Annotated in this window: 22 protein-coding genes; 13 read left to right on the top strand and 9 right to left on the bottom strand. The window is 42.8% G+C overall.

Annotation, left to right across the window (positions count from 1 at the left end; genetic code table 11):
* Positions 1-142 precede the first annotated feature (142 nt).
* From F955_RS11130 to F955_RS11120, 3 genes are all read right to left on the bottom strand, one after another.
* Complete coding sequence (locus F955_RS11130) at positions 143-2008, bottom strand: SurA N-terminal domain-containing protein (protein WP_004894505.1); 1866 nt, start codon at positions 2006-2008, stop codon at positions 143-145.
* 131 nt (positions 2009-2139) lie between these two features.
* Positions 2140-2412 (bottom strand): HU family DNA-binding protein, encoded by a 273-nt coding sequence (locus F955_RS11125; RefSeq protein WP_004279807.1) that lies wholly within the window; start codon positions 2410-2412, stop codon positions 2140-2142.
* Positions 2413-2569: 157 nt separating this feature from the next.
* Positions 2570-3049 (bottom strand): phasin family protein, encoded by a 480-nt coding sequence (locus tag F955_RS11120; protein ID WP_004894501.1) that lies wholly within the window; start codon positions 3047-3049, stop codon positions 2570-2572.
* A gap of 203 nt (positions 3050-3252) precedes the next feature.
* Between F955_RS11120 and F955_RS11115 the strand changes: the two genes are divergently transcribed.
* The 8 genes from F955_RS11115 to fdx all read left to right on the top strand — a co-directional run bounded on the left by F955_RS11115 (position 3253) and on the right by fdx (position 9462).
* Positions 3253-3897 (top strand): hypothetical protein, encoded by a 645-nt coding sequence (locus tag F955_RS11115; RefSeq protein WP_004812747.1) that lies wholly within the window; start codon positions 3253-3255, stop codon positions 3895-3897.
* Positions 3898-4012: 115 nt separating this feature from the next.
* On the top strand, positions 4013-4486 hold the full coding sequence (locus F955_RS11110) for an Rrf2 family transcriptional regulator (protein ID WP_004812744.1): 474 nt from the start codon (positions 4013-4015) through the stop codon (positions 4484-4486).
* 1 nt (position 4487) lies between these two features.
* Positions 4488-5705, top strand: a complete 1218-nt coding sequence (locus F955_RS11105) for an IscS subfamily cysteine desulfurase (RefSeq protein ID WP_004812743.1) — start codon at positions 4488-4490, stop codon at positions 5703-5705.
* Between the two features lie 103 nt (positions 5706-5808).
* A complete protein-coding gene (gene iscU / locus F955_RS11100; protein WP_004812740.1) occupies positions 5809-6195 on the top strand; it encodes a Fe-S cluster assembly scaffold IscU in 387 nt (128 codons plus the stop codon).
* Between the two features lie 41 nt (positions 6196-6236).
* Complete coding sequence (gene iscA, locus F955_RS11095; RefSeq protein WP_004894496.1) at positions 6237-6557, top strand: iron-sulfur cluster assembly protein IscA; 321 nt, start codon at positions 6237-6239, stop codon at positions 6555-6557.
* Positions 6558-6692: 135 nt separating this feature from the next.
* Positions 6693-7208: a Fe-S protein assembly co-chaperone HscB gene (hscB, locus tag F955_RS11090; protein ID WP_004812736.1), complete on the top strand. Its 516-nt coding sequence runs from the start codon at positions 6693-6695 to the stop codon at positions 7206-7208.
* Positions 7209-7248: 40 nt separating this feature from the next.
* Positions 7249-9108 (top strand): Fe-S protein assembly chaperone HscA, encoded by a 1860-nt coding sequence (gene hscA, locus F955_RS11085; RefSeq protein ID WP_004894493.1) that lies wholly within the window; start codon positions 7249-7251, stop codon positions 9106-9108.
* A gap of 15 nt (positions 9109-9123) precedes the next feature.
* A complete protein-coding gene (gene fdx, locus F955_RS11080; RefSeq protein WP_004812732.1) occupies positions 9124-9462 on the top strand; it encodes an ISC system 2Fe-2S type ferredoxin in 339 nt (112 codons plus the stop codon).
* Between the two features lie 71 nt (positions 9463-9533).
* On the opposite strand, the gene F955_RS11075 is transcribed toward fdx, so the two are convergent.
* From F955_RS11075 to aspA, 5 genes are all read right to left on the bottom strand, one after another.
* Positions 9534-11081: an adenylate/guanylate cyclase domain-containing protein gene (locus F955_RS11075; RefSeq protein WP_004894490.1), complete on the bottom strand. Its 1548-nt coding sequence runs from the start codon at positions 11079-11081 to the stop codon at positions 9534-9536.
* Between the two features lie 58 nt (positions 11082-11139).
* Complete coding sequence (locus tag F955_RS11070) at positions 11140-11574, bottom strand: HIT domain-containing protein (RefSeq protein ID WP_004894486.1); 435 nt, start codon at positions 11572-11574, stop codon at positions 11140-11142.
* Positions 11575-11815: 241 nt separating this feature from the next.
* Complete coding sequence (gene mfd / locus F955_RS11065) at positions 11816-15274, bottom strand: transcription-repair coupling factor (protein WP_004894484.1); 3459 nt, start codon at positions 15272-15274, stop codon at positions 11816-11818.
* Between the two features lie 122 nt (positions 15275-15396).
* Positions 15397-15756: a hypothetical protein gene (locus tag F955_RS11060; protein ID WP_004894481.1), complete on the bottom strand. Its 360-nt coding sequence runs from the start codon at positions 15754-15756 to the stop codon at positions 15397-15399.
* Between the two features lie 130 nt (positions 15757-15886).
* Positions 15887-17338: an aspartate ammonia-lyase gene (gene aspA, locus F955_RS11055; RefSeq protein WP_004894477.1), complete on the bottom strand. Its 1452-nt coding sequence runs from the start codon at positions 17336-17338 to the stop codon at positions 15887-15889.
* 409 nt (positions 17339-17747) lie between these two features.
* Between aspA and putP the strand changes: the two genes are divergently transcribed.
* The gene (gene putP / locus F955_RS11050; protein ID WP_004894475.1) at positions 17748-19262 is read left to right on the top strand and encodes a sodium/proline symporter PutP; all 1515 of its coding nucleotides are present in this window, start codon (positions 17748-17750) and stop codon (positions 19260-19262) included.
* Positions 19263-19317: 55 nt separating this feature from the next.
* Here putP and F955_RS11045 read toward each other — a convergent pair whose 3' ends face one another.
* Entirely contained in the window at positions 19318-19815 is a 498-nt protein-coding gene (locus F955_RS11045; protein WP_004812716.1) for an Lrp/AsnC ligand binding domain-containing protein, read from the bottom strand.
* 118 nt (positions 19816-19933) lie between these two features.
* On the opposite strand from F955_RS11045, the gene putA reads away from it, so the two are divergent.
* The 4 genes from putA to F955_RS11025 all read left to right on the top strand — a co-directional run bounded on the left by putA (position 19934) and on the right by F955_RS11025 (position 26286).
* Entirely contained in the window at positions 19934-23686 is a 3753-nt protein-coding gene (gene putA / locus F955_RS11040) for a trifunctional transcriptional regulator/proline dehydrogenase/L-glutamate gamma-semialdehyde dehydrogenase (RefSeq protein ID WP_004894471.1), read from the top strand.
* 177 nt (positions 23687-23863) lie between these two features.
* Positions 23864-24946 (top strand): tRNA (uridine(54)-C5)-methyltransferase TrmA, encoded by a 1083-nt coding sequence (gene trmA, locus F955_RS11035; RefSeq protein WP_004894469.1) that lies wholly within the window; start codon positions 23864-23866, stop codon positions 24944-24946.
* A gap of 242 nt (positions 24947-25188) precedes the next feature.
* Positions 25189-25413 carry a hypothetical protein gene (locus tag F955_RS11030; protein WP_008305254.1) on the top strand — a complete coding sequence of 75 codons (225 nt, stop codon included), beginning with the start codon at positions 25189-25191 and terminating at the stop codon, positions 25411-25413.
* Between the two features lie 303 nt (positions 25414-25716).
* Complete coding sequence (locus F955_RS11025; RefSeq protein ID WP_004894465.1) at positions 25717-26286, top strand: lecithin retinol acyltransferase family protein; 570 nt, start codon at positions 25717-25719, stop codon at positions 26284-26286.
* Positions 26287-26318: the final 32 nt, after the last annotated feature.

Raw genomic sequence — 26318 nt, 5'->3', positions numbered from 1 at the left:
GGAATTTACTACCAAACTTTAAAACACGTTTCAGTATTTCAATGCATCCTTGACTCTAAAGATGGCTCTCTTATAGAGCAAAAACTTTCCCAGAAAATAAAAAAACCGGCTCGAAAGCCGGGTTTTTTTTAAGGAAAATCTGTTATTTGATTTTCGCTTGCGATTTCAGATAACGCGTATAATCGTCAAATTCTTGCTGACCACGTAACTGGGCATAAAGTTTTGCCAGTTCAGTACGCTGTTCTTCGCTTAAAACATCAATCGGATTCTTCTTCACTTCAGATACAGCAACCACTACCAGCTCATTAGGCAAGCTTGCAGTCGTCACAGACCAGAATCCAGCTTTAGGTGCTTTCAGGCTAAATGCTGCACGCTGTACATCACGTTTTAGCAAGCCTTCAGCACGGGTATAGATACCCGCATCTTCAAACACCAGATTACCTTTTGCTACAGAAGCAGCAGGTTTGGTCTTAAACTCATCCAATGATTTCTGAATCTGAGCTTTTGCAAGAGCTCGCGCTTTTTCTTCAATTAGTTCTGCTTTAACACGTGGTTTGGCTTCCGCCAGTGATTGCTCACCTGCTGCATGGTAATCACGCACTTTTACCCAGGCTACATCACCGTTTGCCAACTGTATGCTAGAAGATACATTACGGTCACCATTCTTCACATCGTCATTGAACAGCTTCACTTTCACATTGGCATCACTGAGTAATGGATCCCGTGTAGACAATGTCACGCCTTTGGCTGATTGTACGCGAACACCTTTAACTTCTTGTGTTACCAAATCCAGTGAGTCACTGCTGACCACCATATCATTCAGGCTATTCACAGTATCAGAGAATGCATTTGATTTTTTAGAAGCCAGCACCTCTTCAGTCAGACGTGCTTTTTGTGATTCAAATGATGGCACAGCTACATCAGGTGCCTGTACAGCAATGATGTGATAACCATAATCTGTTTTCACGGGTGCAGAAACCTGACCAGATTGTAATGAAGCAACAGCTTTATCAAAAGCATCACCGAACACACCCGCTTCATAAACTGCGATTGCACCGCCTTTGGCCTTAGATTCAGGATCTTCTGAATACTGAGCTGCAGCCTGAGCAAATGTTGTACCCGCTTTGATCTTAGCTGCTACATCTGTTGCGAGTTTTTGCGCTTCAGCTTCAGAACGGTTATCCGCAGTGATCAGGATATGTTTCACTTCTGGCTTGGCAGTCGATTTTTGTGCCGCGACAAAACTGTTATAGGCATCTTGTAGTTCGGCATCGGTTACCGTAACAGCAGCGGTATTAATATCACCCGCTTTTAAAACTACGTAATCTACATCCACACTTGTTGGCTGCTTGAATACAGTCTTATGCTTTTCATAGTAAGCTGCAATTTCTGCATCAGTAACTTTAACGTTTTTCTTGTAGTTCTCAAGATTAACACTGGCAATATGCACATGACGCTGTTCAGTCTGCAAGTCAGCAATCTGCTGAATTTCCAGTTTACTAACCAATGGATAGTCAATAAATGTAGAGGACAACATTTTAAGAGCATGGTCAGTGCGCAGGCTTGCAATCAGCTGCTGGCTGTTCATGCCTACAGAGCGCAAATAGTTTTCATAGAGCGCATTTGAAAATTGACCATTTTGCTGGAAACTCGGTTGCTGAGCAATCATTTGCTCAATTTGCTGATCACTGAGGCTGATGCCCAGGTTTTCAGCTTGTTGTAGCAAAACTGTACGTGCAACCAGCGTATCCATAGCTTTTTGATCAATGAATGCCTGATTTAATAATGTTTCATCGCCATTGGCATAACTGAGATATTGTTCTTTGAATGATTTTGTCAGAGATTCCAATTCTTTTTTAGAGATATCTGTGCCATTTACCGTCTTGGCTGTATCTTTGTTCCCACCACTAAAATATCCTTCAATACCTACAAGCGCTAAAGGGGTCAAAAACAGAACGAGCAAGACCTTGCCCAGCCAACCCTTAATAACTTTACGAAAAGATTCCATAAGTATTCCAATATTTTATTTGCATGGGATTTTACCCGAAAAAACCCACTGAATGAATGTGTTAATCCTGACTATTTAATTAATCAATAAAAAAACGCGCCTAGTGAGGCGCGTTTGGTTGCTGTTGGCGATTAAGCTACAGCGTCTTTCAAGCCTTTACCAGCTTTGAAGCTAGGTACTTTGCTTGCTTTGATTTCTAGCGTAGCACCAGTTTGTGGGTTACGGCCAGTACGTGCAGCGCGTTCTTTAACGCCGAAAGTACCAAAACCAACGAGAGTAACTGTATCACCTGATTTTAGCGCTTCAGTAACAGAAGCAATTGTAGCATCTAAAGCCTTACCAGCGTCAGCCTTAGATAATCCCCCTTTCTCTGCAATTGCATCAATTAATTCTGATTTATTCATGAAAATTACGTCCTCTTAATATCGTTTATTTAAGGTCCAAGAATTTGTTTAAATTGCCATAGCGACTTTATAACAATGGTTTAGGGCTAAACGCAATACTCTTCGACCTCTTTTTTTTTAAAAAATAAGCGAAAAAAACATTGAATAATGAATAAAGTCACTTTCGTTGTGATTTTTTAGACAATTCATCCTGTATTTTCCCCTGTTCTTCCATCAACTGATCGACTTTAGCATGCAGCTGCAGGATCAGTTTTTCTAGATGCTGTACGTCCTTCAGCGTCACTAATCCTATACGATTCAAGGAATGATGAACAGAGTGATCAATTAATTTTTCAACTTTATCTTTGGTATCTGTGACAGACTCTTTGGCCTTTTCTGAGACTTTTTCGACAGTTTGGTCGGCAATGTCAGTCGTTTTGGATTCAAGCTCTTCTCCCACCTTGACCAAAGAGTCGAATAATTTATTGCCTTCTTCTTCGGCACGAGAGAATGCACCCAGTCCAGCCAGCCAGATTTGTTTGGTATATTTTCGAAAGTCGAGGACCGACTTACGCTCTGATCCTGATCTCGACTTAGCTTTTGATGTTTTTTGTTCTGTTTCCGGAATTGCATCCTGTGCCGCTTCAGATTTGTCCATGTGCACGCCTCCTGATTATTTTCTATGCAAATTTTATATAGAAATCTACAAAATTACAGCATATTAGCAAATTTAATACTTGCCAGTTTTGCTAAACTGTTCTACAAAGCAATTTATTTCATGTTTTAAGTTTAATCCCTGAAATATCAATTAGGCAGGATGCTTTATATTTCAAATTTTTCAGGAAAGGATTGGTTGTATCTATGAGCGAATCGCAGCAAAGTCAAAAGCAGCCGCACTTATTGCTGACAATGACTTTAATTGTTTTAGAAACGATTTTCACTTTTATTCTAAAACATGATCGCGTTGTTGCATTACAAGCTAAAAAGTTTATTGATGAAAATATTGCTATTAAGATTAATAGTTATATTCCTTATTTCGACTTTTATGTGCAGTTTACCGATAAGGGTCTGCTATTTGACCATAAAGCGCCAAATAAAATCATTGACCTTGATGTGCGTACTAATCTGTCCGATCTGATCAAAATCTTTATTTTTGGCAATCGTCGCAGCATTAAGGCTATGCGTATTGATGGCAATCAGATCCTGAAAGACGAATTCCGTGATCTGCTGACCCTGTTTGCCCTGCCGAAACTGCTTGCTGACTGGAAACAGTGGCTGTATGAACCAAGAGACGAGTCTGAAGTCGTTACTTCACGTAATCGTCTGGCCCCACTTCTAGATAAAATTGACCAGCAACGTTCTAAAATTAATACCCTGCAAGTGGAAGTTAAGCAGTATGAAAACCGGATTCGACGCATGCAACGTCGTCAGAAGCAAATTAATATAATCTTTGGTCTTATTACCGTAGGTTTAATTACGTTATTAGTATATAATTGGCTTGCTTAATAAAGCCTTCTTTTTGGTACGATTTAACGTTTCATTTTGCATAATAAAAAAACTTGACTATTTTAGTCAGGATTCTTAAAATCGACACATCTAGTCTAACCATGTGTATCGAATCATGCGCTTAACCACTCGCGGTCGCTACGCAGTGACTGCTCTTCTTGATCTAGCTTTGCAGCCAACTGAACAAACGATCACGCTTGCTGAAATTGCAGCTCGTCAAACTATTTCCGTTGCCTATCTTGAGCAGTTATTTGCGAAACTAAAACGTCATGGCTTAGTTTCAAGTGTCCGTGGTGCCAATGGTGGTTATCATCTGGCGCGTAATGCTCAAGACATCACTGTGTTAGAAATCATTGAAGCTGTAAACGAAACTGTTGATGCCACTCGCTGCGACCATAAAGGCAATTGCCAGAATGGTGCGATGTGCTTGACTCACGATTTATGGCAGGAACTCTCCCACCACATTGCCGATTATCTCGCAAAAATCTCGCTTGCTGACCTCGTAGCACGTGACAACGTTCAAACCGTTTCACTTCGCCAAAATTCAGCATCTTTTGATTCAGCTCTTTTATCGGTTACAGGTATTTGACATGAAACGTCCGATTTATCTTGACTATGCAGCAACCACTCCTGTAGACCCTCAAGTTGCAGAACGCATGATGGAATGCTTAACTTTCGAAGGTACCTTCGGTAATGCTGCATCTCGTTCACATGCATACGGCTGGCAAGCGGAAGAAAAAGTTGAATACGCACGTGAACAGGTAGCTAACCTTATCAAAGCTGACCCACGTGAAATCGTATGGACTTCTGGTGCGACTGAATCTGACAACCTTGCCCTAAAAGGTGTAGCTCAGTTCTATGCATCTAAAGGTAAACACATTATTACGTCTAAAATTGAACATAAAGCAATTTTGGATACATGCCGTGAGTTAGAGTCTGAAGGCTTTGAAATTACTTATCTGGAACCACAACCAAAAACTGGTTTGATTACACCAGACATGGTTGAAGCTGCAATTCGTCCAGATACCATTCTTGTTTCCCTGATGATGGTAAACAACGAAATTGGTACCGTAACGGATGTTGCTGCAATTGGTGAAATCACTCGTGCCAAGAAAATTTTCTTCCACGTAGATGCTGCCCAGGCTGCAGGTAAAGTTGAAATCGATCTTTCTCAACTGAAAGTCGACTTGATGAGTTTCTCTGCACACAAAATCTATGGTCCTAAAGGTATCGGTGCCCTTTTTGTACGTCGTAGCCCACGTGTACGCCTGAAAGCACAAATGCATGGTGGCGGTCACGAACGTGGCATGCGTTCTGGTACGCTTGCGACTCACCAGATCGTAGGTATGGGTGAAGCATTTGAACTTGCAGGTAAAAACTTGCATTCTGAACAAGCGCGTTTACGTGTACTTCGTGACAAACTTTGGAATGGTTTACGTGACCTTGAACAGGTATTCCTGAATGGCCACGAAACTTATAACGTTGCGAACTACCTGAACGTGAGCTTCAACTTTGTTGAAGGTGAATCACTAATGATGGCTCTGAAAGATGCAGCAGTATCTTCAGGTTCAGCATGTACCTCTGCAACACTAGAACCGTCTTATGTTCTACGTGCATTGGGCCTATCAGACGAACTTGCACACAGCTCAATCCGCTTTAGCTTTGGTAAATACACCACTGAAGAAGATATTGATCATGTACTTGAAGTCACTAAAGCTGCTGTTGAGAAGTTACGTGAACTTTCTCCGCTTTGGGATATGTACAAAGAAGGTATCGACCTTTCTACAGTTGAATGGGCTGAACACTAATCTTGTATCGAAGATAACAGCATTTATGTTGTTATCTCATTGATAAAAGTTTTTTAATCCCCATATTTAATATTAGGCTGACCCCGAGGTTTGGAGAAGCAACATGGCTTATAGCGAAAAAGTAATTGACCATTACGAAAACCCACGTAACGTTGGTGTTTTAGACAAAAATGCAGAAAACGTAGGTACAGGCATGGTGGGTGCACCAGCATGTGGCGACGTGATGCGTCTTCAGATTCAAGTGAATGATGAAGGTGTAATCGAAGAAGCACGTTTTAAAACTTACGGCTGTGGTTCAGCAATTGCATCTAGCTCACTGGTAACCGAGTGGCTAAAAGGCAAAACTCTGGACGAAGCTCAAGCGATCAAGAATATTGATATTGCAACTGAACTTGCTCTTCCTCCAGTAAAAGTACACTGTTCTGTACTTGCTGAAGATGCCATTAAAGCTGCTGTAGAAGATTATCGTAGCAAAAAAGTGAAAGCTTAATTGCTGACGTGTATTTTTGAAGAAAGATTAACGGAGTTTTCATGATCCATTTAACTGAAAATGCTGCAACTCATATCAGCAATTACCTGAAAAATCGTGGTAAGGGTGAAGGCATTCGCGTTGGTGTGAAAACTTCAGGCTGTTCTGGTCTGGCTTATGTGCTTGAATTCGTCGATGACGCTGATACACATGATGAAGTATTTGAACAGTTTGGTGTTAAAGTTTTCGTTGACCCGAAAAGCCTGGTTTATCTCGAAGGTATGGAGATGGACTACGTAAAAAATGGTCTGAACGAAGGCTTCGAATTTAACAACCCGAACAAAAAAGGTGAATGTGGCTGCGGTGAATCCTTCACTATATAAGGCTTAATCATTAGCGTACATTTATCCTTGCAGCATTAAAACAGTGTCATCTACACTGTTTTAATTGCATTTAGGCAGTAGTTTTTAGCTGTACATTGCAGTTAATTTGCATATTAATCGTGGATCCAATCTCCCATGAATCATTTTGAGTTGTTCAACCTCCCTGTCGCACTTGATATTGATTCAGCTGCTTTAAAAGCTGAATTTTTAAAGTTACAGCAACAATATCACCCAGATAAAGCTGCAGACAAAGACCAGGCCCTGATCAAATCAAGTGAAATCAATCAGGCATATAAGGTGTTGTCGGCTGTGGATAGTCGCGCTGCTTACTTACTTTCATTGAAAAAACAGGATTATCATTTGGATCAGTCCATCAGTGATTTTGAGTTCCTGCAAGATGCGCTTGAAATTCGTGAGCAGCTTGATGATGCAGCTTCAGCAGAAGATTTATCTTCCCTAAAAGTTGAAGTTCAACAGTGGATTGATGGTCTGGTGCGTGAATTCAAAATAGATTATGAAGAGGAAGACTGGGCTGAGGCTCGCGATACTGTGCGTAAACTGCGCTTCTTTGTCAAAGTCATGGCCGATATTGATAAAGCGGAAGACCGCTTCCTCGATGACGACAGCTTTGACCTCGATGACGATTTTTAATTTCTCTCTTTAATATTTAACGTGCAAAGGATGTAACACTATGGCTCTCTTGCAGATTGCAGAACCAGGTCAATCAAGTGCACCGCATGAACACCGCATTGTGATTGGTATCGATTTAGGCACCACCCATTCTTTGGTCGCCACGGTTCTTTCAGGTAAAGCCAAAGTACTTAATGATGAACAAGGACGTGTGTTACTTCCTTCTATCGTTCATTATGCAGAGCAAAGCACTCAGTACGGCTATGAAGCTGCACCATTCATAATGACCGACCCAAAAAATACCATCGTTTCTGTAAAGCGTTTCATGGGTCGTTCTCAAGCGGATATTAAATTCCAGCACCCGTATACCTTAGTGGGTGAAGCGAATGAAATGCCAGCGTTTGAAACAGCTCAAGGTCGTAAAACACCCGTCGAAATTTCAGCACAAATCTTAAAACAGCTGAAAGACCGTGCAGAAGCAAGCTTGAAAAATGAGATTAATGGCGCTGTTATTACAGTTCCTGCATATTTTGATGAAGCACAGCGTCAAGCAACACGTGACGCAGCACAGCTTGCTGGCTTAAATGTTTTACGCTTGTTAAATGAACCGACTGCAGCAGCGGTTGCTTATGGTTTAGATCAAGAATCAAATCTAAGCACAGATCGCAACTATGTGATCTATGACCTAGGTGGTGGTACTTTTGACGTATCTATCCTGCGTTTCTCGCAAGGCGTATTCGAAGTATTAGCGACTGGTGGCCATACTGCTCTGGGTGGTGATGACCTGGATCGTCTGATTCTAAAATGGGCCAAGAAACAGCTGAATATTGAAACCCTCAATGATGCTGAATATGCACATTTCATTACAGCTGCGCGTAAAGCCAAAGAAGCGCTTTCTGATGCAGAGTCTGTAGAATTAAAACTGCTGGATCATGTCTTAACATTAGATCGTCCAACGTTTGAAGAAATCATTAAAATTGCACTGGATAAAACGATTAGCGTTTGTAAACGTGTAATGCGTGATGCCAAACTGGAACTGGATGATATTCAAAATGTTGTTCTGGTAGGTGGTTCTACCCGCTCCTATGCCGTTCAGAAAGCAGTGCGTGAAGTGTTCAATCAAGAACCTCTATGTACCATCAATCCGGATGAAGTAGTTGCAATTGGTGCCTCGATTACTGCGAACCAATTGATTGGTAATTCAACCGACGGTTCATTGTTATTAGACGTAACACCATTGTCTCTAGGTCTTGAAACCATGGGTGGTCTGGTAGAGCGTCTAATTTCACGTAATACCGCGATTCCTGTGGCACGCCGTCAAGAATTCACCACCTATCAAGATGGTCAGACCGCGATGTTGATCCATGTAGTTCAGGGTGAACGTGATCTGGTGGAGCATTGCCGTAGCTTGGGTCGCTTCGTACTGCACGGTATTCCCCCAATGACTGCAGGTCAGGCACGTATTGAAGTGACTTTCCAGGTGGATGCTGATGGTCTATTAACCGTAGCTGCGCAAGAAACCACGTCTGGCGTGAAAGCACAGATCGATATCAAGCCATCTTATGGTTTATCGAGCGAAGATACAGAGCGTTTACTGCTTGAAGGTTATAAATTTGCTGAAGAAGACAAAAACCTGCGTCATCTTCAGGAAACTAAAGTTGAAGCACAACGTGAACTTGAAGCACTTACTCAGGCCCTGAAAATGGATGCGGCGTTGTTAAGTGAACAGCAGCTTACTGATCTGCAAGCTGCTCAAGCCAAGCTTGAACAAGAGCTGCAAGGTACAGATATCAAAGCGATTGAATCTGCCGTAGAACAGCTTAAAATACATAGTGATGCATTTGCAGCTGCTCGTATGAACCAGCATATCGATGCAGCACTGAAAGGTACTAAACTCGACGACTGGTCAAACTCAAACTAATTTAAGGTAAAGACTATGCCACGTATTAAAGTTCTTCCACATGCGCAAATTTGCCCTGAAGGTGCTGAGTTTGAAGTTGAACAAGATGCCAATTTATGTGAAAGCCTGCTAAATAACGGGATCAAGATTGAACATGCTTGCGATATGTCATGTGCATGTACCACATGTCACGTGATTGTACGTCGTGGCTTTGACAGCCTGGAAGAAATGAATGATGTTGAAGCAGATCTGTTAGACCGTGCATGGGGCCTTGAGCCTGATTCACGTTTGTCTTGTCAGGTCAAAGTGGTGGACGAAGATCTGGAAGTTGAAATTCCCAAATACACCATCAACCACGCTTCAGAAAATCACTAAGTGATTTTCATAAAAAAACCACGCTCAAGCGTGGTTTTTTTACATCTGATCTTTATGGTGATTGTTTTTTCTTAACTCGCACGACTGGTCTTTTTTTCTGATTGATCTGACCTGATTTCATATTCCTGCTTCTCAGTCTCTTTTTCTAATACCACAGGTTCTGCTGTACTCGCTGGTAGATGTTCAATGACTTCATCTTCAAGTTTTAACTTTACAATACCTTGTGAATTGGTCATCTTCTGCTGGGTCTGAATCCGCTTAATCATATTTTCAAGCACATTGACCAGTTTAGGATATTCGTAGTTCTGTACTTCATCCAGATTAAGTAACAGATGGAAACCTTTATATTCGTAGTCAAACCAGCGTTGATAATCAATTTTCTCTGAAGTAAATCGCTCCATTACTTGCCAAGTACGTACTGGCTCTTTAATCCCCTTCAGGAATACTGGTTTTTTTCCTGCACAAAGATAGTCATTCTTGATAAGTGTATGGGTATCTTCAGAAATCAGGATTTCATCTACTTCAGCAGCACATTGTAATCGTGCTGCCAGGTTGGCATCCCGTCCCACAATCGTATAAGCCATACGGTGATTAGCGCCATAATTGCCAACGTGGCAATAACCCGTCGAAATACCCATACGGATATGTAGCGGTGGATAGCCCATTTTCACCCAGCGTTCACGCAGGATTTTCATCTGCTGACGCATGGCAATCGCCATATCCAGACAGTTTTTAGCATCCTGCTCAACACCATCAGAATGCGGATCACCGAAAAAGATCAGGATCGCATCACCCATGAATTTATCTACCGTGCCTTCATAGTGCTTGGCGATTTCTGTCATGTGACTGAGATAGTCATTCAGCAGGAAGGCCAAGTCATCTGGAATCAGCGTTTCAGAGAGTTCCGTAAAACCCTGAATATCGGAAAAAAATACGGTAAGTTTCTTACGTTTATATTCAATCTTGGCTTCAGACTCACCTTTCATAATTGATTGCCACAGCTGCAAGGGTGCATAACGGCTCAGCTGGTTGGCAAATTCCATATAGCGGTTCATCTGATCATAATAATGGTTCTTTTTCTGCGCCATAAAACGTGCACGCGTGGTTTGATAATAATTACCTACACCAAAATAAGTCACCAGACAAAGGAAGCCCAAAACCGTCAACTCATTGCTGGTTGGCTGAAAATATTCACCAAAACCAAAGATAAAAATATTGCAGAAATAAAAAATGGCAATACCGATCAGGCTTGCCAATGAGAACGTCAAAAATGAAATTTTGTTACTGATTGCAGTATACAACAATGCGACCAGTCCCAATAAAGACAGTACCAGACTCATATGCATTGCAGAAAGAATGACTGCAATTACAGCAATGTCGAGCACAAAGAAGACATTACGCTTGATACTGGTGTTGTAGCGATAGATGAGCCAGCGCGACAGCTTCGGCAGAGCCAGTATAATCGCAAGAAAGAAAAACGGGATAAAAATCTGGTACTGCGTATCAGGATCTGTATAGTGAAAAACGACGATGACCAGCGACAGCATGATATATCCCATCAGTCGATGGAAATATTCAAACTGTTTCGGCTCTTTATGTACCCAATCGTCTATTTGCACTCAGTTGCTCCTTGCAGCACTGTATAATTTACAGGCCTGATTGCAGCATGGGATCAGATTAATCCATACGCCAGTCGAATGGCATATCTCCCTGACCACGTAGAGCCAGCATTAACGTCTGACGCATATGAGCAAGAACTTCACTGCTATAAGGAACCGCAGGAGTTCCCCACACTGGTTTTGGCCAAGCCACATCGTTCTGGTAACGAACTACATGATGAAAATGCAGCTGTGGAACCATATTACCTAATGCAGCCACATTCATTTTGTCTGCACGGAATACACGCGCAAGCTGACTAGACAACCAGCTTGATTCACGCAGGAACTGTTCCTGGTCGGCCTGGCTAAGTTCATATAATTCTGTAATGCCCGGCACACGTGGAATCAGGATTAACCACGGAAATTGCATATCATTCATCAAACGACATGTTGATAAAGGAAAGTCGCCTACAAAAAACGTATCTTGAGCAAGTTGAGGATGCAAACTAAACATATCTTTATAAATGATGCAAAATTAGAATGATGGCTAATACTAACATATCCAGTGCTAGCTGAATATTGTGAGCAATGTGTTTAAATACAAATTTGGATGATTTGTTATGAACTCGGTCACAACTCAGACTTTACCGAATCACACAAATTAATCAAGACTTTCTTTCCATTGAGGGGTGACTTCGCCATCGATTTAAAAGAATGGTCAGAATTCCTTTTCTGACCCATTTTTTAAAACCTTTTTAATGCAGCTCTTTCAGCAGGCTATCCAGCAAATCGTTTAAAAACTGAATACGTTTCTGATAGTCTTCGAGCATGACCATGACTTTCAGACGTTGCCCGCCATTCATCCGGAAATAGGTCGGATGTTTCTGCATCATCTGGATAATACTCATGGCCTGCACTGGCGTATCTGGAGCAAATTCGATATGCCCGCCCTGACCGCCAATGTCGATTTTGGTAATGCCCAGCTGTTCTGCTTTCAGACGAAGCTGATGCACTGCAAATAGCTGCTTCACTGGCTGTGGTGGAATGCCAAAGCGGTCAATCAGCTCCATACGGATATTGTCGAGTTTGTCTTGGGTATCGGTATTACTGATACGTTTATAGAACAGCAGACGCTGATGCACATCTCCCAGATAGTCATCCGGAATCAGCGCGGGCATATGCAGATTGATTTCTGCCGTTAAAGATAATGGTGCATCAAAGTTCGGTGTCTTGCCCTTTTGAATGGCTTTGGTGGCTTTTTCCAGCATTTCCATATACAGGCTATAACCTATCGCCTGCATCGAACCACTTTGCTGTTCACCCAAGAGCTCACCTGCACCCCGGATTTCCAGATCTTCAGTTGCCAGCATAAAACCCGCACCCAGATTTGACGCTCGCTGAATCGCATCCAGGCGTTTTTCAGCATCGCCTTTTAAGCCTTTGATCGATGGAACCAGGAGATAAGCATAAGCCTGGTGATGAGAACGACCAACACGCCCCCGCAACTGGTGCAGCTGGGCCAGACCGAGCTTATCCGCACGTTCAATAATGATAGTATTGGCACTCGGCACATCGATCCCGGTTTCGATAATAGTCGAGCACACCAGAACATTGTATTCCTTGTGATAGAACTGCTGCATGACCTGCTCCAGTTCACGTTCACGCATCTGCCCATGGGCAACAATAACACGCGCTTCTGGTACCAGTTCACGTAGGCTTTCTGCAGCACGGTCAATAGTATCCACTTCGTTATGCAGGAAATAAACCTGACCACCACGTAGCAATTCACGCAGAATCGCCTCTTTAATGGTGTCATTGGTCTGTTCCTGCACAAAGGTTTTTACTGCCAGACGACGTGCTGGTGGTGTGGCGATGATTGAAAGATCACGCATACCACTAAAAGCCATGTTTAGAGTACGTGGAATTGGTGTTGCGGTCAGGGTCAACATATCTACATCGGCACGTAGCGCCTTGATGCGTTCTTTGTCCCGCACCCCGAAACGATGTTCTTCATCGACAATCATCAGGCCAAGATTCTTGAACTGGACATTTTCTTGCAAAATTTTATGTGTACCAATCACAATATCCACTTTGCCTTCTGCCAGGTCATCAATCGTTTTAGTATGTGCCTTAGAAGAACCGAAACGTGACAACACTTCAATGCGTACTGGCCAGTCCGCAAAGCGGTCTTTAAAGGATTCATAGTGCTGTTGTGCTAACAAAGTGGTTGGGACCAGAACTGCGACTTGACGGTTATTCTGCACCGCCACAAAAGCAGCGCGCATTGCGACCTCAGTTTTCCCAAAGCCTACATCACCACAAACCAGACGATCCATTGGTTTGGCCTGCTGCATGTCATATAAAGTTGCTTCAATGGCATTGGCTTGATCTAACGTTTCTTCATAGGCAAAACCGCTGGCAAACTGCATATACAGGCTTTGATCCAGCTCAAAACTAATCCCGGGCTTGGATGAACGTCGTGCCTGTATATCTAGTAATTCGGCTGCGACATCGTGAATCTGTTCCAGTGCCTTACGTTTTGCTTTGCTCCAGGCATCTGTTCCGAGCTTATGTAGTGGTGCCAGATCAGGATCACCACCACTATAACGGCTGATCAGATGCAGATTGGTGACTGGTACATAAACCTTGGCATCATCAGCATAATCCAGTTGCAGGAATTCATGGTCCTGATCGTCAATACTCAAGGTAATCAGGCCGGCATAACGCCCTACGCCATAATCAATATGTACAACTGGGGCACCAATGGTCAGCTCGGTCAGACTGCGAATCAGGAATTCTTCGGATACTTCCTGTTGACGCTTGCGACGGCGCTGTACCACCCGATGTTCATAGAGCTGGTTTTCCGAAATCACAGCGATACGATCAGTCAAAACCAGACCACGTTCTAAAGGTGCACTGGTAATGGCAATCGCATGTAATGATGCGACAAATGCATCAAAATTCTCAACAGTCGGGATATCCCCCAGACTTGGACGCAGTGCATCTTTTAGAGTTTCTCGGCGACCTGCACTTTCAGCCACGAGTAGAACAGGATGATTAGCTGCATCGATATATTTTTTAACTTCGATGAATGGCTTTTCCCGTTTCGGATCGACCGGCAGTCGTGGCGGTGTCTGAGTATCCAGATTTATAACACCCGCTTTTTCATCAAAAACATCTTGAGAGGCAATAATGCGACCAAACTGGTTCAATTGTTCCAGCACAAGATTAGTCTGGATAAACAGCATTTCCGCAGGCAGAATTGGCTGATCCACATTATGACGGCGATCCTCATAACGACGTACCACTTCAGCCCAAAACTGGTTTAATGACTCTTCCAGACCGCGATCTGTAATGACAATGCCATTCTTTGGTAAGTATGAAGCCAAAGTGCTGTAAGCTTGCATCGCTTCTGCACTAAAGAAAAGTGGCATGTAAAATTCAATACCGGGCGAAGCAATACCATCCATGACATCTTGATACATCGGGTTTTTCTTGGGATTTGCTGTGGGGAACAGCTCACCATAACGGTCCCGGAAAGTGGCGCGCCCTTCTTTCAGTGGAAATTCTTGTGCTGGTAATACGGTAAATTGTTCTAAAGTTTGCGTAGTGCGCTGGGTTTCCGGATCAAAAAATTTCAGCGTTTCAATTTCATCATCAAACAGGTCAATCCGGATCGGTGCATCCTGACCAGAGGCATAAATGTCCATGATGCTGCCGCGGACTGCAAATTCACCATGGTCATATACCGTATCAACCAGATGGTAACCCGCCTGAATCAGTTTTTTCTTTTGCTGTTCCAGATCAAGCTTTTGCCCGACACGAATATCAAAGTGTTCACCCAATACCCATGAGCTTGGTGCTACACGCTGTGCCAGCGTAGAAGCAGATAACAGCAACACCCCGGTTTGCGGCATATTGGAAAGAATTGCCAGACGTTCAGAGACAATGTCCTGATGCGGAGAGAGACGGTCATAAGGCAAAATTTCCCAGTCTGGAAATATAGTCGGCTTGATGCCATAAAATTCCAGTTCACTTTCCAGCTGACCAAGGTGCTGATTATTGCGTGCCACAATCACAAATAACTGTTTATGCTGCTTGGCAATTTCCTTCAGCAATAATGCTGTGGATGATCCCTGCAGGTTGCCTAACCAGCGTCGTTCACCAGCTTTGAGTTGTTTTAAATTGAGTTGGGAAATTTCTTGTTGGAACATGTATATAGCTTTAAAGTCTAAACAACATGTCCCTTATACTATCACGATGGTATCTGCGCATTTCGTTATTTTTATGCAGTCTTTGCTATCAGGAAAATAATGGTTTCTTTCCACTTCAAATGCTATTTTTTCTCACGCAGAAAATTTCGGTAATAATCATTCAACTTTTTTACGATTACTTTAAATTGCAGCAAGTTTTCTTCAGTATTGCCCAATCTTGAATTAAAACGTTGATTGGCAATTTCCAGATCAATTTTTTCATTAATGATCATGGCTGTAAAATATAATTCTTTCAGATCATCAAATGTTTTCATGCGTCGGTTAGACAGATATTCTAGTCTTTCACCTAACTCTTGATTCAGGTTAATCCCATCTACGATATAGCCAGTTTCTTCGGTATATTGAATATTATTTTCTTCTAGATAAAGCTGTGGAGGAGAAGGTTTATTTGATTTGAATAAAGTGCTGATTTTATCAAACATGCTATGTTCCGAATTCATCGTGGGATTTATCTAGTCTAGATGAAAATACCCCAAATCCACAGACTGGATTTGGGGTAAATGGTTAAAATCAGCACGATCCTATAAATCGTGATTCAAAGCCTTAAGAGCTTCAGGACACTTGTTCTAACTGATTGATCTCACTAGGTACTTCCGAGACCAGATTTTCAAAGGCAAAGATTTGATCTAACTGAGCCTGACTGAGCAGACCCAGCTCCAGTACGACTTGAGGCACAGTTTTATTTTCACGAATACACTGTTTTCCGATTTCATCACACATGGCATGCCCTAGCAGTGGTTCCAGCAAAGTGATAATGCCGATACTGCGCATCACGGCATTTAAACAGTTCTGCTCATTGGCCTGAATACCGGCAATACATTTTTGCTGTAGCGTCTGCATACCGTGGGTCAGCAATTGAATCGATTCATTTAAAGATACCGCGATGACAGGTTCCATGACATTGAGCTGTAATTGTCCAGCTTCTGCCGCCATGGTCACGGTCAGGTCATTGCCAATTACCCGAAATGCAATCTGATTCACCACTTCCGGAATCACTGGATTCACTTTGGCTGGCATGATCGAAGAACCTGCCTGTAATTCTGGCAAGCGGATTTCTGCCAAACCGGTACGTGGTCCAGAACTTAAGAGACGTAAGTCATTACAGATTTTGGACAACTTGACTGCCAGACGTTTCAGGCTGCTAGACAGAATAATGAATACGCCACAATCACTGGTCGCTTCTACATAATCTTCCGCGCCTTTTAAAGGCAGACCAGTAATGTGTGCCAAAGTTTCTACAGCACGCTTGGCATAACCCGTTGGTGTATTTACACCAGTTCCAATTGCTGTTGCACCCAGATTAACTTCCAGCAATAACTGACGCATCTGCTCAATCAGCTTAAAATCTTCTTTTAATAAAGTCGCAAAAGCGCGGAATTCCTGCTCCATAGTCATAGGAACAGCATCTTGCAATTGAGTACGGCCCATCTTGATCACATACTGAAATTCTGTAGCCTTACTATATAAAGTATCAATCAAAGATTTTTGCACATTGAGCAGTTCATCTAAACGTGTATAAGTCGCCAGGCGCAGTGCCGTGGGATAGACATCATTGGTAGATTGCGATGTATTCACATGATCATTCGGATGCAGAATATGATATTCCCCTTTACGATGCCCCATCAGTTCCAGCGCACGGTTGGCAATCACTTCATTGGCATTCATATTGATGGAAGTCCCGGCTCCGCCCTGATAAGGATCCAGTGGAAAAGCATCCTGCCAGTTTTCCGGATGTTGAATCAGCTCATCACAGGCTTGCTGAATGGCTGCACATTGTTGTTCTGAAATTTTCTGAAAATGTAGATTGGTTTGTGCAGACGCTTTTTTAACTTGTGCCAAAGCGCGAATAAAATGTAATTGCTGTCCTACAGTTAAACCTGATATCTGAAAGTTTTCCAGCGCACGTATAGTATGAATTCCATAATAACTATGCTGTGGAATCTGTTTTTTACCCAATAAATCCTGTTCGATTCTGTTCAAGTCAATTTGAAGCATATTGTCCATATTTTTTACTCTTGGCGATGATGCACCTTGATGGTGCTCTTCCACTATGCGCGGAGTGGTCAGAAACAAATAGAAATCTTTTAAGCGATATTTGCAACAAAATATGTCTAGTTCGCATTTGCTGTTAGTTTTGTAACTTTGTGTAATAAAATAACAAAAGTTTAATGATTTTAACTATTTATTAAAAATTAGCTTCTTAGCTCTAAATTAGACTATTCTTGGCTTTATTTAGCCATTTTGAATTCCATACTATTCTATTTAAAAAATCAAATTTACATAAAGCATACATAAAAACTGCTTAACTGTTACAGAGTGTAATTTTTAAACCGTGTTTGAATCACTGCCCTGTGAACGCAGTACAAAAAATCATCCCGGATGATGATGTGCAATATTTAAGGATACTCTGCCTATGAGCTCGCTAAACCCGACACTGATTACTTTTCTGTTTTATATCGTCGCCATGATTGGAATTGGTTTATACGCCTATCGTGCAACGTCCAATTTTGATGAATATATTTTGGGTGGGCGAAGTCTGGGCAGTGTGGTGACTGCACTTTCGGCAGGCGCCTCCGACATGAGCGGCTGGCTGCTAATGGGTCTGCCTGGTGCAATTTACCTGTCTGGCTTGTCTGAAGTCTGGATTGCGATTGGTCTGATTATTGGTGCCTGGCTGAACTGGCTCCTGGTGGCTGGCCGCCTGCGTGCCCACACCGAATACCAGAACAATGCCCTGACATTGCCCGATTATTTTACCAGCCGTTTTTCGGATAAGAAGCGGATTTTACGCTTGCTCTCTGCAATCGTGATTCTGGTTTTCTTTGCGATTTACTGTGCTTCCGGCATGGTTGCAGGTGCACGCTTATTTGAAAGCCTGTTTGGCTGGGACTATACCACTGCACTCTGGCTCGGTGCTGTTGCTACGATTCTGTATGTGTGTATCGGTGGATTTCTGGCGATCAGCTGGACCGATACCTTTCAGGCTGGTTTGATGATTTTCGCCTTGTTAATTACCCCGATCATTACCTATCTGGCATTGGGTGATAATGCTCAACAGGTCGGTACATTGCTTGAAACAGCTCGTCCACATGCATCCAATATGCTGGAAGGTCTGAGTATGGTGGCGGTTATTTCAAGTTTGGCATGGGGCTTAGGCTATTTTGGCCAACCGCATATTTTAGTTCGTTTTATGGCGGCAGATTCAGTAAAAACCATTCCCGCTGCACGTCGTATCGGTATGACCTGGATGATCCTGTGTCTGGTGGGTGCAATGTCTGCAGGTTATATCGGAATTGCTTATTTTGCAGCAAATCCTGATTTACCTGCTGCAGCGATCGTGAACCAGAATCCTGAAACAGTCTTTATGGAACTGACCAAAATCCTGTTTAATCCTTGGGTGGCTGGCATCGTTCTGGCTGCAATTCTGGCTGCGATTATGAGTACTTTAAGCTGTCAGCTGCTGGTCTGTTCTACGACTCTTACCGAAGATTTATACAAAGGTTTCCTGCGTAAAAATGCTTCGCAAAAAGAACTGATCTGGGTTGGCCGTGGCATGGTGATTGTGATTTCCCTGATTGCAATTTCCTTGGCAATCAATCCGAACAGCAAGGTTCTCGGTCTGGTGGCTTACGCTTGGGCAGGCTTTGGTGCGGCGTTTGGTCCATTGATCATCTTCTCGCTGTTCTGGAAACGCATGACTCTCAATGGCGCAATTGTGGGCATGGTAGTAGGTGCAGTAACCGTAATTGCCTGGAAAAATTATATGGGCGATACAGGTTTGTACGAGATTATTCCCGGCTTTATTCTGGCAGCGCTTAGCATTGTGATTGTTAGTTTGCTGGATAAAGCTCCAAGTCACGATGTAGTCAATCGTTTTGAACTGGCGAAAGCCGAATATCAAAAAGAAATGGCAGAAATGAAGAAATAGTCTTTCTATTTCAAAAACAAAAGGGACTTTATGTCCCTTTTGTTTTATCAGCATTTTATACTTTAGCTTTGGCAGGTACTTTCAGCTTGATCTGCTGGGTTTCCTTAATTACTTCCATCACCGGATAACTGCGGGTTTCTTTTACGCCCGGCAACTGCCACAGAATATCACCGGAAATTTTACGGAATTCATCCATATTCGCACAGCGGATTTTCACTACAAAATCAAAGCCACCACTGATCATATGACATTCCACAATATCCGGAATATGCTGCACTGCTTCAGAAAATTCTTCCAGTACATTCGGTGTAGTTTTATCCAGCAGTATCTCGACAAAAACTACAAAACCGTTATTCAGCTTGACCGGATTTAGACGGGCTTCATAACCGAGAATAAATCCTTCCTTGGTCAATTTCTGCACCCGTGCCAGTACTGCTGTTGGCGACAGGTTCACCATTTCTGCCAGTTTGATATTGGAAATTTTCGATTCAGATTGCAGCAAATCAAGAATACGAATATCTATTCGGTCAAGGCTTACATATGGGCTATTCATTAGAATTATTCTCTAAAAATGATACAAACTATAGTGAGATATTCGTCAATTATTTTGGGATTATAGATTAAAACTCATTCAACTCAAAGAACCGTTTGACGCAGTACAGGAAGTCACTATGTCCACCATCCTACGCCCAAATTCGCACTCGAATGCCATGCAGCAGTCGAATTATATTGCTGAATTTAAGGATAAAAATGAATATGAACAGCGCATTAATTCTGCATGGCGACGTGCAGAATCCGAGTGCGTGGAAACCCTGCTGGAACATAGTGACATTTCCTCTGAACTGACGGACAAAATCCAAAGCCTGGCTTTTGATCTGGCGCATTCCTTGCGTGAACGTAAAGGTTCAGGTGGCAAGGCCGGCATTGTGCAAGGGCTATTACAGGAATTTTCGCTGTCTTCTCAGGAAGGTATCGCATTGATGTGTCTGGCAGAAGCTTTGCTGCGTATTCCGGATACGGCGACCCGCGACCTGTTAATTCGTGACAAGATCAATCAGGGCAACTGGAAAGAACATCTTGGGCAAAGCCAGCTGATGTTTGTCAATGCTGCGGCCTGGGGACTGATGCTGACCGGAAAGCTGATGGAAACCCCACAACAGAAAAACCTGTCAAGTCTGTTAACTGGCCTTTTGGCACGCAGTGGCCGTGGCATTATCCGCAAGGCGGTCGATGTGGCGATGCGTATGATGGGTGAACAGTTTGTGACTGGCGAAACCATTGATGAAGCCCTGAAAAATGCCGAACGTCTGGAAGAAAAAGGTTTCCAATATTCTTATGACATGCTGGGTGAAGCAGCCCTAACCGATCCGGATGCAGAACGTTATTATCAGGATTATCAAAATGCAATTCATGCCATCGGTCAGGCATCAACAGATAAAGATGTTTATAACGGTCCGGGCATTTCCATCAAATTGTCTGCGCTGCATCCACGTTATCAACGCTCACAGATGGATCGTGTTAATGATGAACTGTATAGCAAAGTACTGAATCTGGCGGTTCTGGCGAAAAAGTACAATATCGGTCTGAATATCGATGCGGAAGAAACCGAGCGTCTGGAAATTTCCTTAGAGCTTTTAGAACGCCTGTGTTTTGAACCGACACTTAATGACTGGAAAGGCATTGGTTTCGTGATTCAGGCCTACCAGAAACGCTGCTTTTATGTAGTGGATTATATTATCGATCTGGCTAAACGCAGCCAGAAACGCCTGATGATCCGTCTGGTCAAAGGTGCGTATTGGGACAGCGAGATCAAAAAAGCCCAGATCGAAGGTATGGCGGATTATCCGGTATTTACCCGCAAGGTACATACTGACCTGTCCTATATTGCCTGCGCACGTAAACTGCTGGCAGAACCCGATTATATCTACCCGCAATTTGCCACTCACAATGCACAAACTGTGGCCACCATTTACCAACTCGCCAATCCGGAACGTTACTACGCTGGTCAATATGAATTCCAGTGCCTGCACGGCATGGGTGAACCGCTATATGAAAATGTGGTCGGTGACAAAGCGGCTGGCAAGCTCGGTATTCCATGTCGTATCTATGCCCCAGTCGGCAATCATGAAACCCTATTGGCCTATCTGGTACGCCGTCTGCTGGAAAATGGTGCCAATACTTCTTTCGTGAACCGGATCGCGGACAAGAGCTTAAAAGTTGAAGATCTGATCGAAAATCCTCGTCAGACAATTATAAAGACCGCTCAACAGGAAAATGTATTGGGTGCCAAACATCCTCATATTCCCTATCCTCAAGATCTTTATGGCACACGTATCAATTCATCTGGACTGGATCTGGCCAATGATGCGGAACTCAATGCTTTAAATGAAGTTGCAGCAACTCTGGCTGACACCCAGTTCCAGGCAGCAGCAATGGGCACAGCTTTTTCAGAACCAGATACAAGTAATACTGTACAAGTAATCAATCCGGCCCAGCATCAGGATGTGGTCGGTACCGTTTATGAAGCAACGACTGAACAGGCAGAAATTGCCCTGATCCAAGCTGCCAATGCACAACATTTCTGGGCCAATCTGCCAAAGGATGAACGTGCCGCCTATCTGAATAAAGCCGCCGAGCTGATGCAGCAACGCCTGCTGCCCCTGATGGTTCTGCTATCGCGTGAAGCTGGTAAAACCTATGCCAATGCCATTGCTGAAGTACGTGAAGCCATTGACTTCCTACGTTATTATGCTGGCCAGATGTCAGATTTACCTGGCAATGTCCATATCCAGCCTTTAGGTACCGTACTGTGTATCAGCCCCTGGAACTTCCCGCTGGCGATTTTCACCGGCCAGATTTCTGCGGCATTAGTAGCGGGCAATACGGTAATTGCCAAACCGGCTGAGCAGACTCCGCTAATTGCTGCCCAAGCTGTACAAATTCTCTGGGAAGCTGGCATTCCACAAGATGTATTGCAACTGTTGCCCGGCCGTGGTGAAACCATTGGTGCCCAGCTGAGCCAAGACTCCCGTATTCAAGGCATCATGTTTACCGGCTCTACCGAAGTAGCAAAAATTCTGCAAAAAACCGTAGCCAAACGGTTAAACCAGTTTGGTGAAAGTGTGACCCTGATTGCCGAAACTGGTGGTCAGAATGCCATGATTGTCGATTCATCTGCATTGACCGAACAGGTGGTGCTGGATGTGGTTAACTCTGCTTATGATAGTGCTGGTCAGCGTTGTTCCGCCCTGCGTGTATTGTGTGTACAGGAAGATAATCTGGACACTGTACGTCATATGTTAAAAGGTGCCATGCAGCAGTTGCGTGTTGGCAATCCAGTTCTGCTCAAAACTGATATTGGTCCGGTCATTGATGCCGAAGCCCAGCAGAACATTCAGAAGCATATTGATCAGATGCGCAGCAAAGGCCATAAAGTCCATCAATTGATGTTTAATCAGGATGCTTATGAACTGGCTCAAGGCACCTTCATTCCGCCTACTTTAATTGAACTGCCAAACCTGAATGATCTGGAACGTGAAGTTTTTGGTCCGGTGTTACATTTGATTAGCTATAAAGCTGGCCAACTGCCACAGTTGCTAGATCAGATCAACACTAAGGGTTATGGCCTGACTATGGGACTACATACCCGGATCGATGAAACCATGCAGACTGTGATCTCGAAAGCACATGTCGGCAACCTGTATATTAATCGTAATATTGTCGGTGCAGTCGTTGGGGTACAGCCATTTGGTGGTGAAGGTCTATCCGGCACTGGTCCAAAAGCCGGTGGTCCACTTTATATTTACCGTTTAATGCATCAGGTATCCGAGAAAAAGTTAGCTCAACCTTATGCGATGAATTCTGCTCAGGCAACGCTTGAAAATCCATTACTACAGGAATTTAAAGCTTGGGTATATAAAACTTTCCCAACGATTTCCTTAACTACTCCGGCTAAAATCACAACTGGGCACAGCTTTAGCCTGCAAGGTCCAACAGGTGAAGAAAACCAGTACATGATCTTGCCACGTGAAAGTGTATTATCTCTGGCAACGAATGATGCTGATCAGATTCAGCAATTACTGGCGATTTTATCGGTGGGTAGTCGCCCGGCTGTACTGGCAGACAATACTTTCATACTTAAACATTTACAAAGTATGCCAGCAAAAGTGGTAAAGGCCATTAAAGTAATTAAAGATATCGAATCTGGTGATTTCGAAGCTGTACTGCATCATGGTGATGCTTCTGCACTGATTGATCTGCAGCAGCGTATTGCAACACGTCAAGGTCCAATTGTAGGTATTACTCATCTAAGTTCCGGAAATTATGAGATTCCGGTGGAACGTTTTGTAATTGAACGTGCAATTAGCATTAATACCGCAGCAGCGGGTGGTAATGCTAGTCTGATGACCATGTCAGGCTTATAAACAGCTTTATCACTTATTTTATTTTAATTTCTTTCCTCTTAAGGCCAAATCTCTCCCCTTTGTAGATTTGGCCTTTTTTTAGAGCTTTTCCAGCCTGTTTCCCTGAATAGTCTTAGGCAGAACAGCAATTTTTTGCTACCATCTTGGCTTTCAAAATATTTGCGATTTTTACTGCATATGACCTCATCTTATCAGCAACAACTGGATGCCAAAGTTGAACGCATTAGCGCGCAATTTGCCGAATATCAACCACCTGCTTTAGAAGTATTCGAATCACCTGAACAGTACTATCGCATGCGTGCTGAGTTCCGGATCTGGCATACAGAAGATGACCTGTTTTATGCCATGTTTGAACGTGATGAGAACAATAATAAAAAAGTCATCCGTATTGATGAGTTTCCGGTTGCCGACCGCAGTATTAATGCCTTAATGCCACTCTTATTGGCAGCACTTAAGGCTGAGCCTATTTTATCAAATCGTCTCTTTGAAGCGCATTTTCTTGCCACTTTAAAAGGTGAAATGTTGGTATCACTGGTTTATCGTTGCCCACTGACTGCTGAATGGGAAGCTGCAGCTAAAGCCATATCAGAACAACTCAATATTAAGATTTTTGGTCGTAGTCGTGGGCAGAAAGTCATTTTAACTGATGACTATGTTGTTGAAGAATTGACTGTGTTCGATCGCAAGTATCAATATAAGCAAATTGAAAGCAGTTTTACTCAACCCAATGCGCAAGTCTGCCAGAAAATGCTGGAATGGGCATGCAATGCTGCACAGCAGTCTGATAAAGACCTATTGGAGCTTTACTGTGGTAATGGCAACTTTACCTTACCACTCTCTACCCGCTTCCGTCGTGTATTAGCAACTGAACTGGCGAAATCTTCAGTCTATGCAGCTGAATGGAATATTCAGCAGAACGGTATCGACAATATTCAGGTGGCTCGTCTGTCTGCTGAAGAATTCACCCAAGCCTATAACGGTGAACGTGTGTTCCGTCGTTTGCAAGAAGCCAAAATTGATATTTCGACTTATGACTTCGATACCGTCTTTGTCGACCCACCACGTGCCGGTATTGATGATGAAACGCTTAAACTACTACAGCGCTTTGAACGAATCATCTATATTTCTTGCAATCCAGATACATTGCATGACAATCTGAAACAGCTGTCTCAGACGCATAAAATTACTAAATTTGCCCTGTTCGATCAGTTCCCATATACCCATCATGTGGAGTCAGGTGTGCTGCTGGAAAAACGCTAAAAATATTGTTTCAATTTATTTTTTTGTTACATAAATGGAGTTTCTAATAGCTCCATTTTTTGTTTTTAAAATAATGGACTTATACATTAATTTCATTATTTCAACTGAATAATATCGTTTGAAACACCCGCTGCAATCGGAAATTTTGAAGACCGTTTGCTGCTTTTATCACATAGGTCCTATTGCTTTATTTATTTAATTGGCTATATTTCAAGCTATGTTAGATCATGTATGAAGGCTCTATGAGTTTTTGGCAAAAATTGTTCACTGCTGAACAACAAAATGAACACAAGAATCAAATTGCTTGTGTTGAAAATGACTGCGCTTGTAAGTCAAATGAACAGCTTCTTGAAGCATTGGCAAAAGCAACTGATGAAGACGTGATTGTCGGTATCAAAAAAGTTCTCGCTTCTCGCGGCTATAGCCGTAAGGAACTGAATGAACTGCAGCACTTGCCATTACAGTAGTGGTCAGGCTTTATTTTAAAAAAGCATTTGTGAAAGCAAATGCTTTTTTATTGGCTGGAACTTTTAAATAGAAGCATTATTCAATCTGTATGTTCTGCTCTAGCTCTTGTCTTGGTTGAGTAGTGATCCTCAATAGTGCTTAGGCTATTTTAATCTTAAGCTTTCTACTTTTTTTCATCATTCCATTATTAACACAACTGATCAGTTCGCTGATTTTTCAGACATAAACATCGATAAAATCACGAAAACCCGTTAAACTTGGTTTCTTGAAACATTTGTACATCAATTGGCATTCAGTGGCATATGCAACAAACTCAACGTTTTCCCTTAGGTGCTCACCTTATGGTCAAACACTTCGGCTATACCCATCATGGTATTTATGCCGGACGAGGTCGTGTGATCCATTATTCCGGTTTTGCGCACTTATTTAAAAAGCACCCGATTGAAATTACCTCGATTGACAAGTTTAGTCATGGTAAACCAATCCAAGTTCAGGAATATGCACATACCAAATACAAAGGCCGTAAAGTTGTGCGTCGTATGCGTTCACGCATGCATGAAAATAATTATCATCTGATTATCAATAACTGTGAACATCTATGTACCTGGGCGATTACTGGCGTGGAAAGCAGCCCGCAGGTGATCCGCATGATGAACCGTCTAACCACCAATGGTTATATCAGTTCGATGATGAGCTTCATGAACAGTATGTTTCTGACCTTAACCACCACCTGCTTTGCCTTGGCACTGTATATTAAAAAGAAATTACGCGACAAAGCAAAACGACGCTTACAGCAATACCGTGAGCTACAGGAACAATTCCAGGAACATACTCAGCAACCTGAAAAAACGCTAATTAAAAGCCCCAAATAAATGGGGCTTTTAATATCGATGAAAATAACTGA

The organism is Acinetobacter schindleri CIP 107287, from assembly GCF_000368625.1.
Classification (GTDB): domain Bacteria; phylum Pseudomonadota; class Gammaproteobacteria; order Pseudomonadales; family Moraxellaceae; genus Acinetobacter; species Acinetobacter schindleri.
Note: the sequence above shows the minus strand (reverse complement) of the source record. Positions and strands in the feature narration are given on the sequence as shown.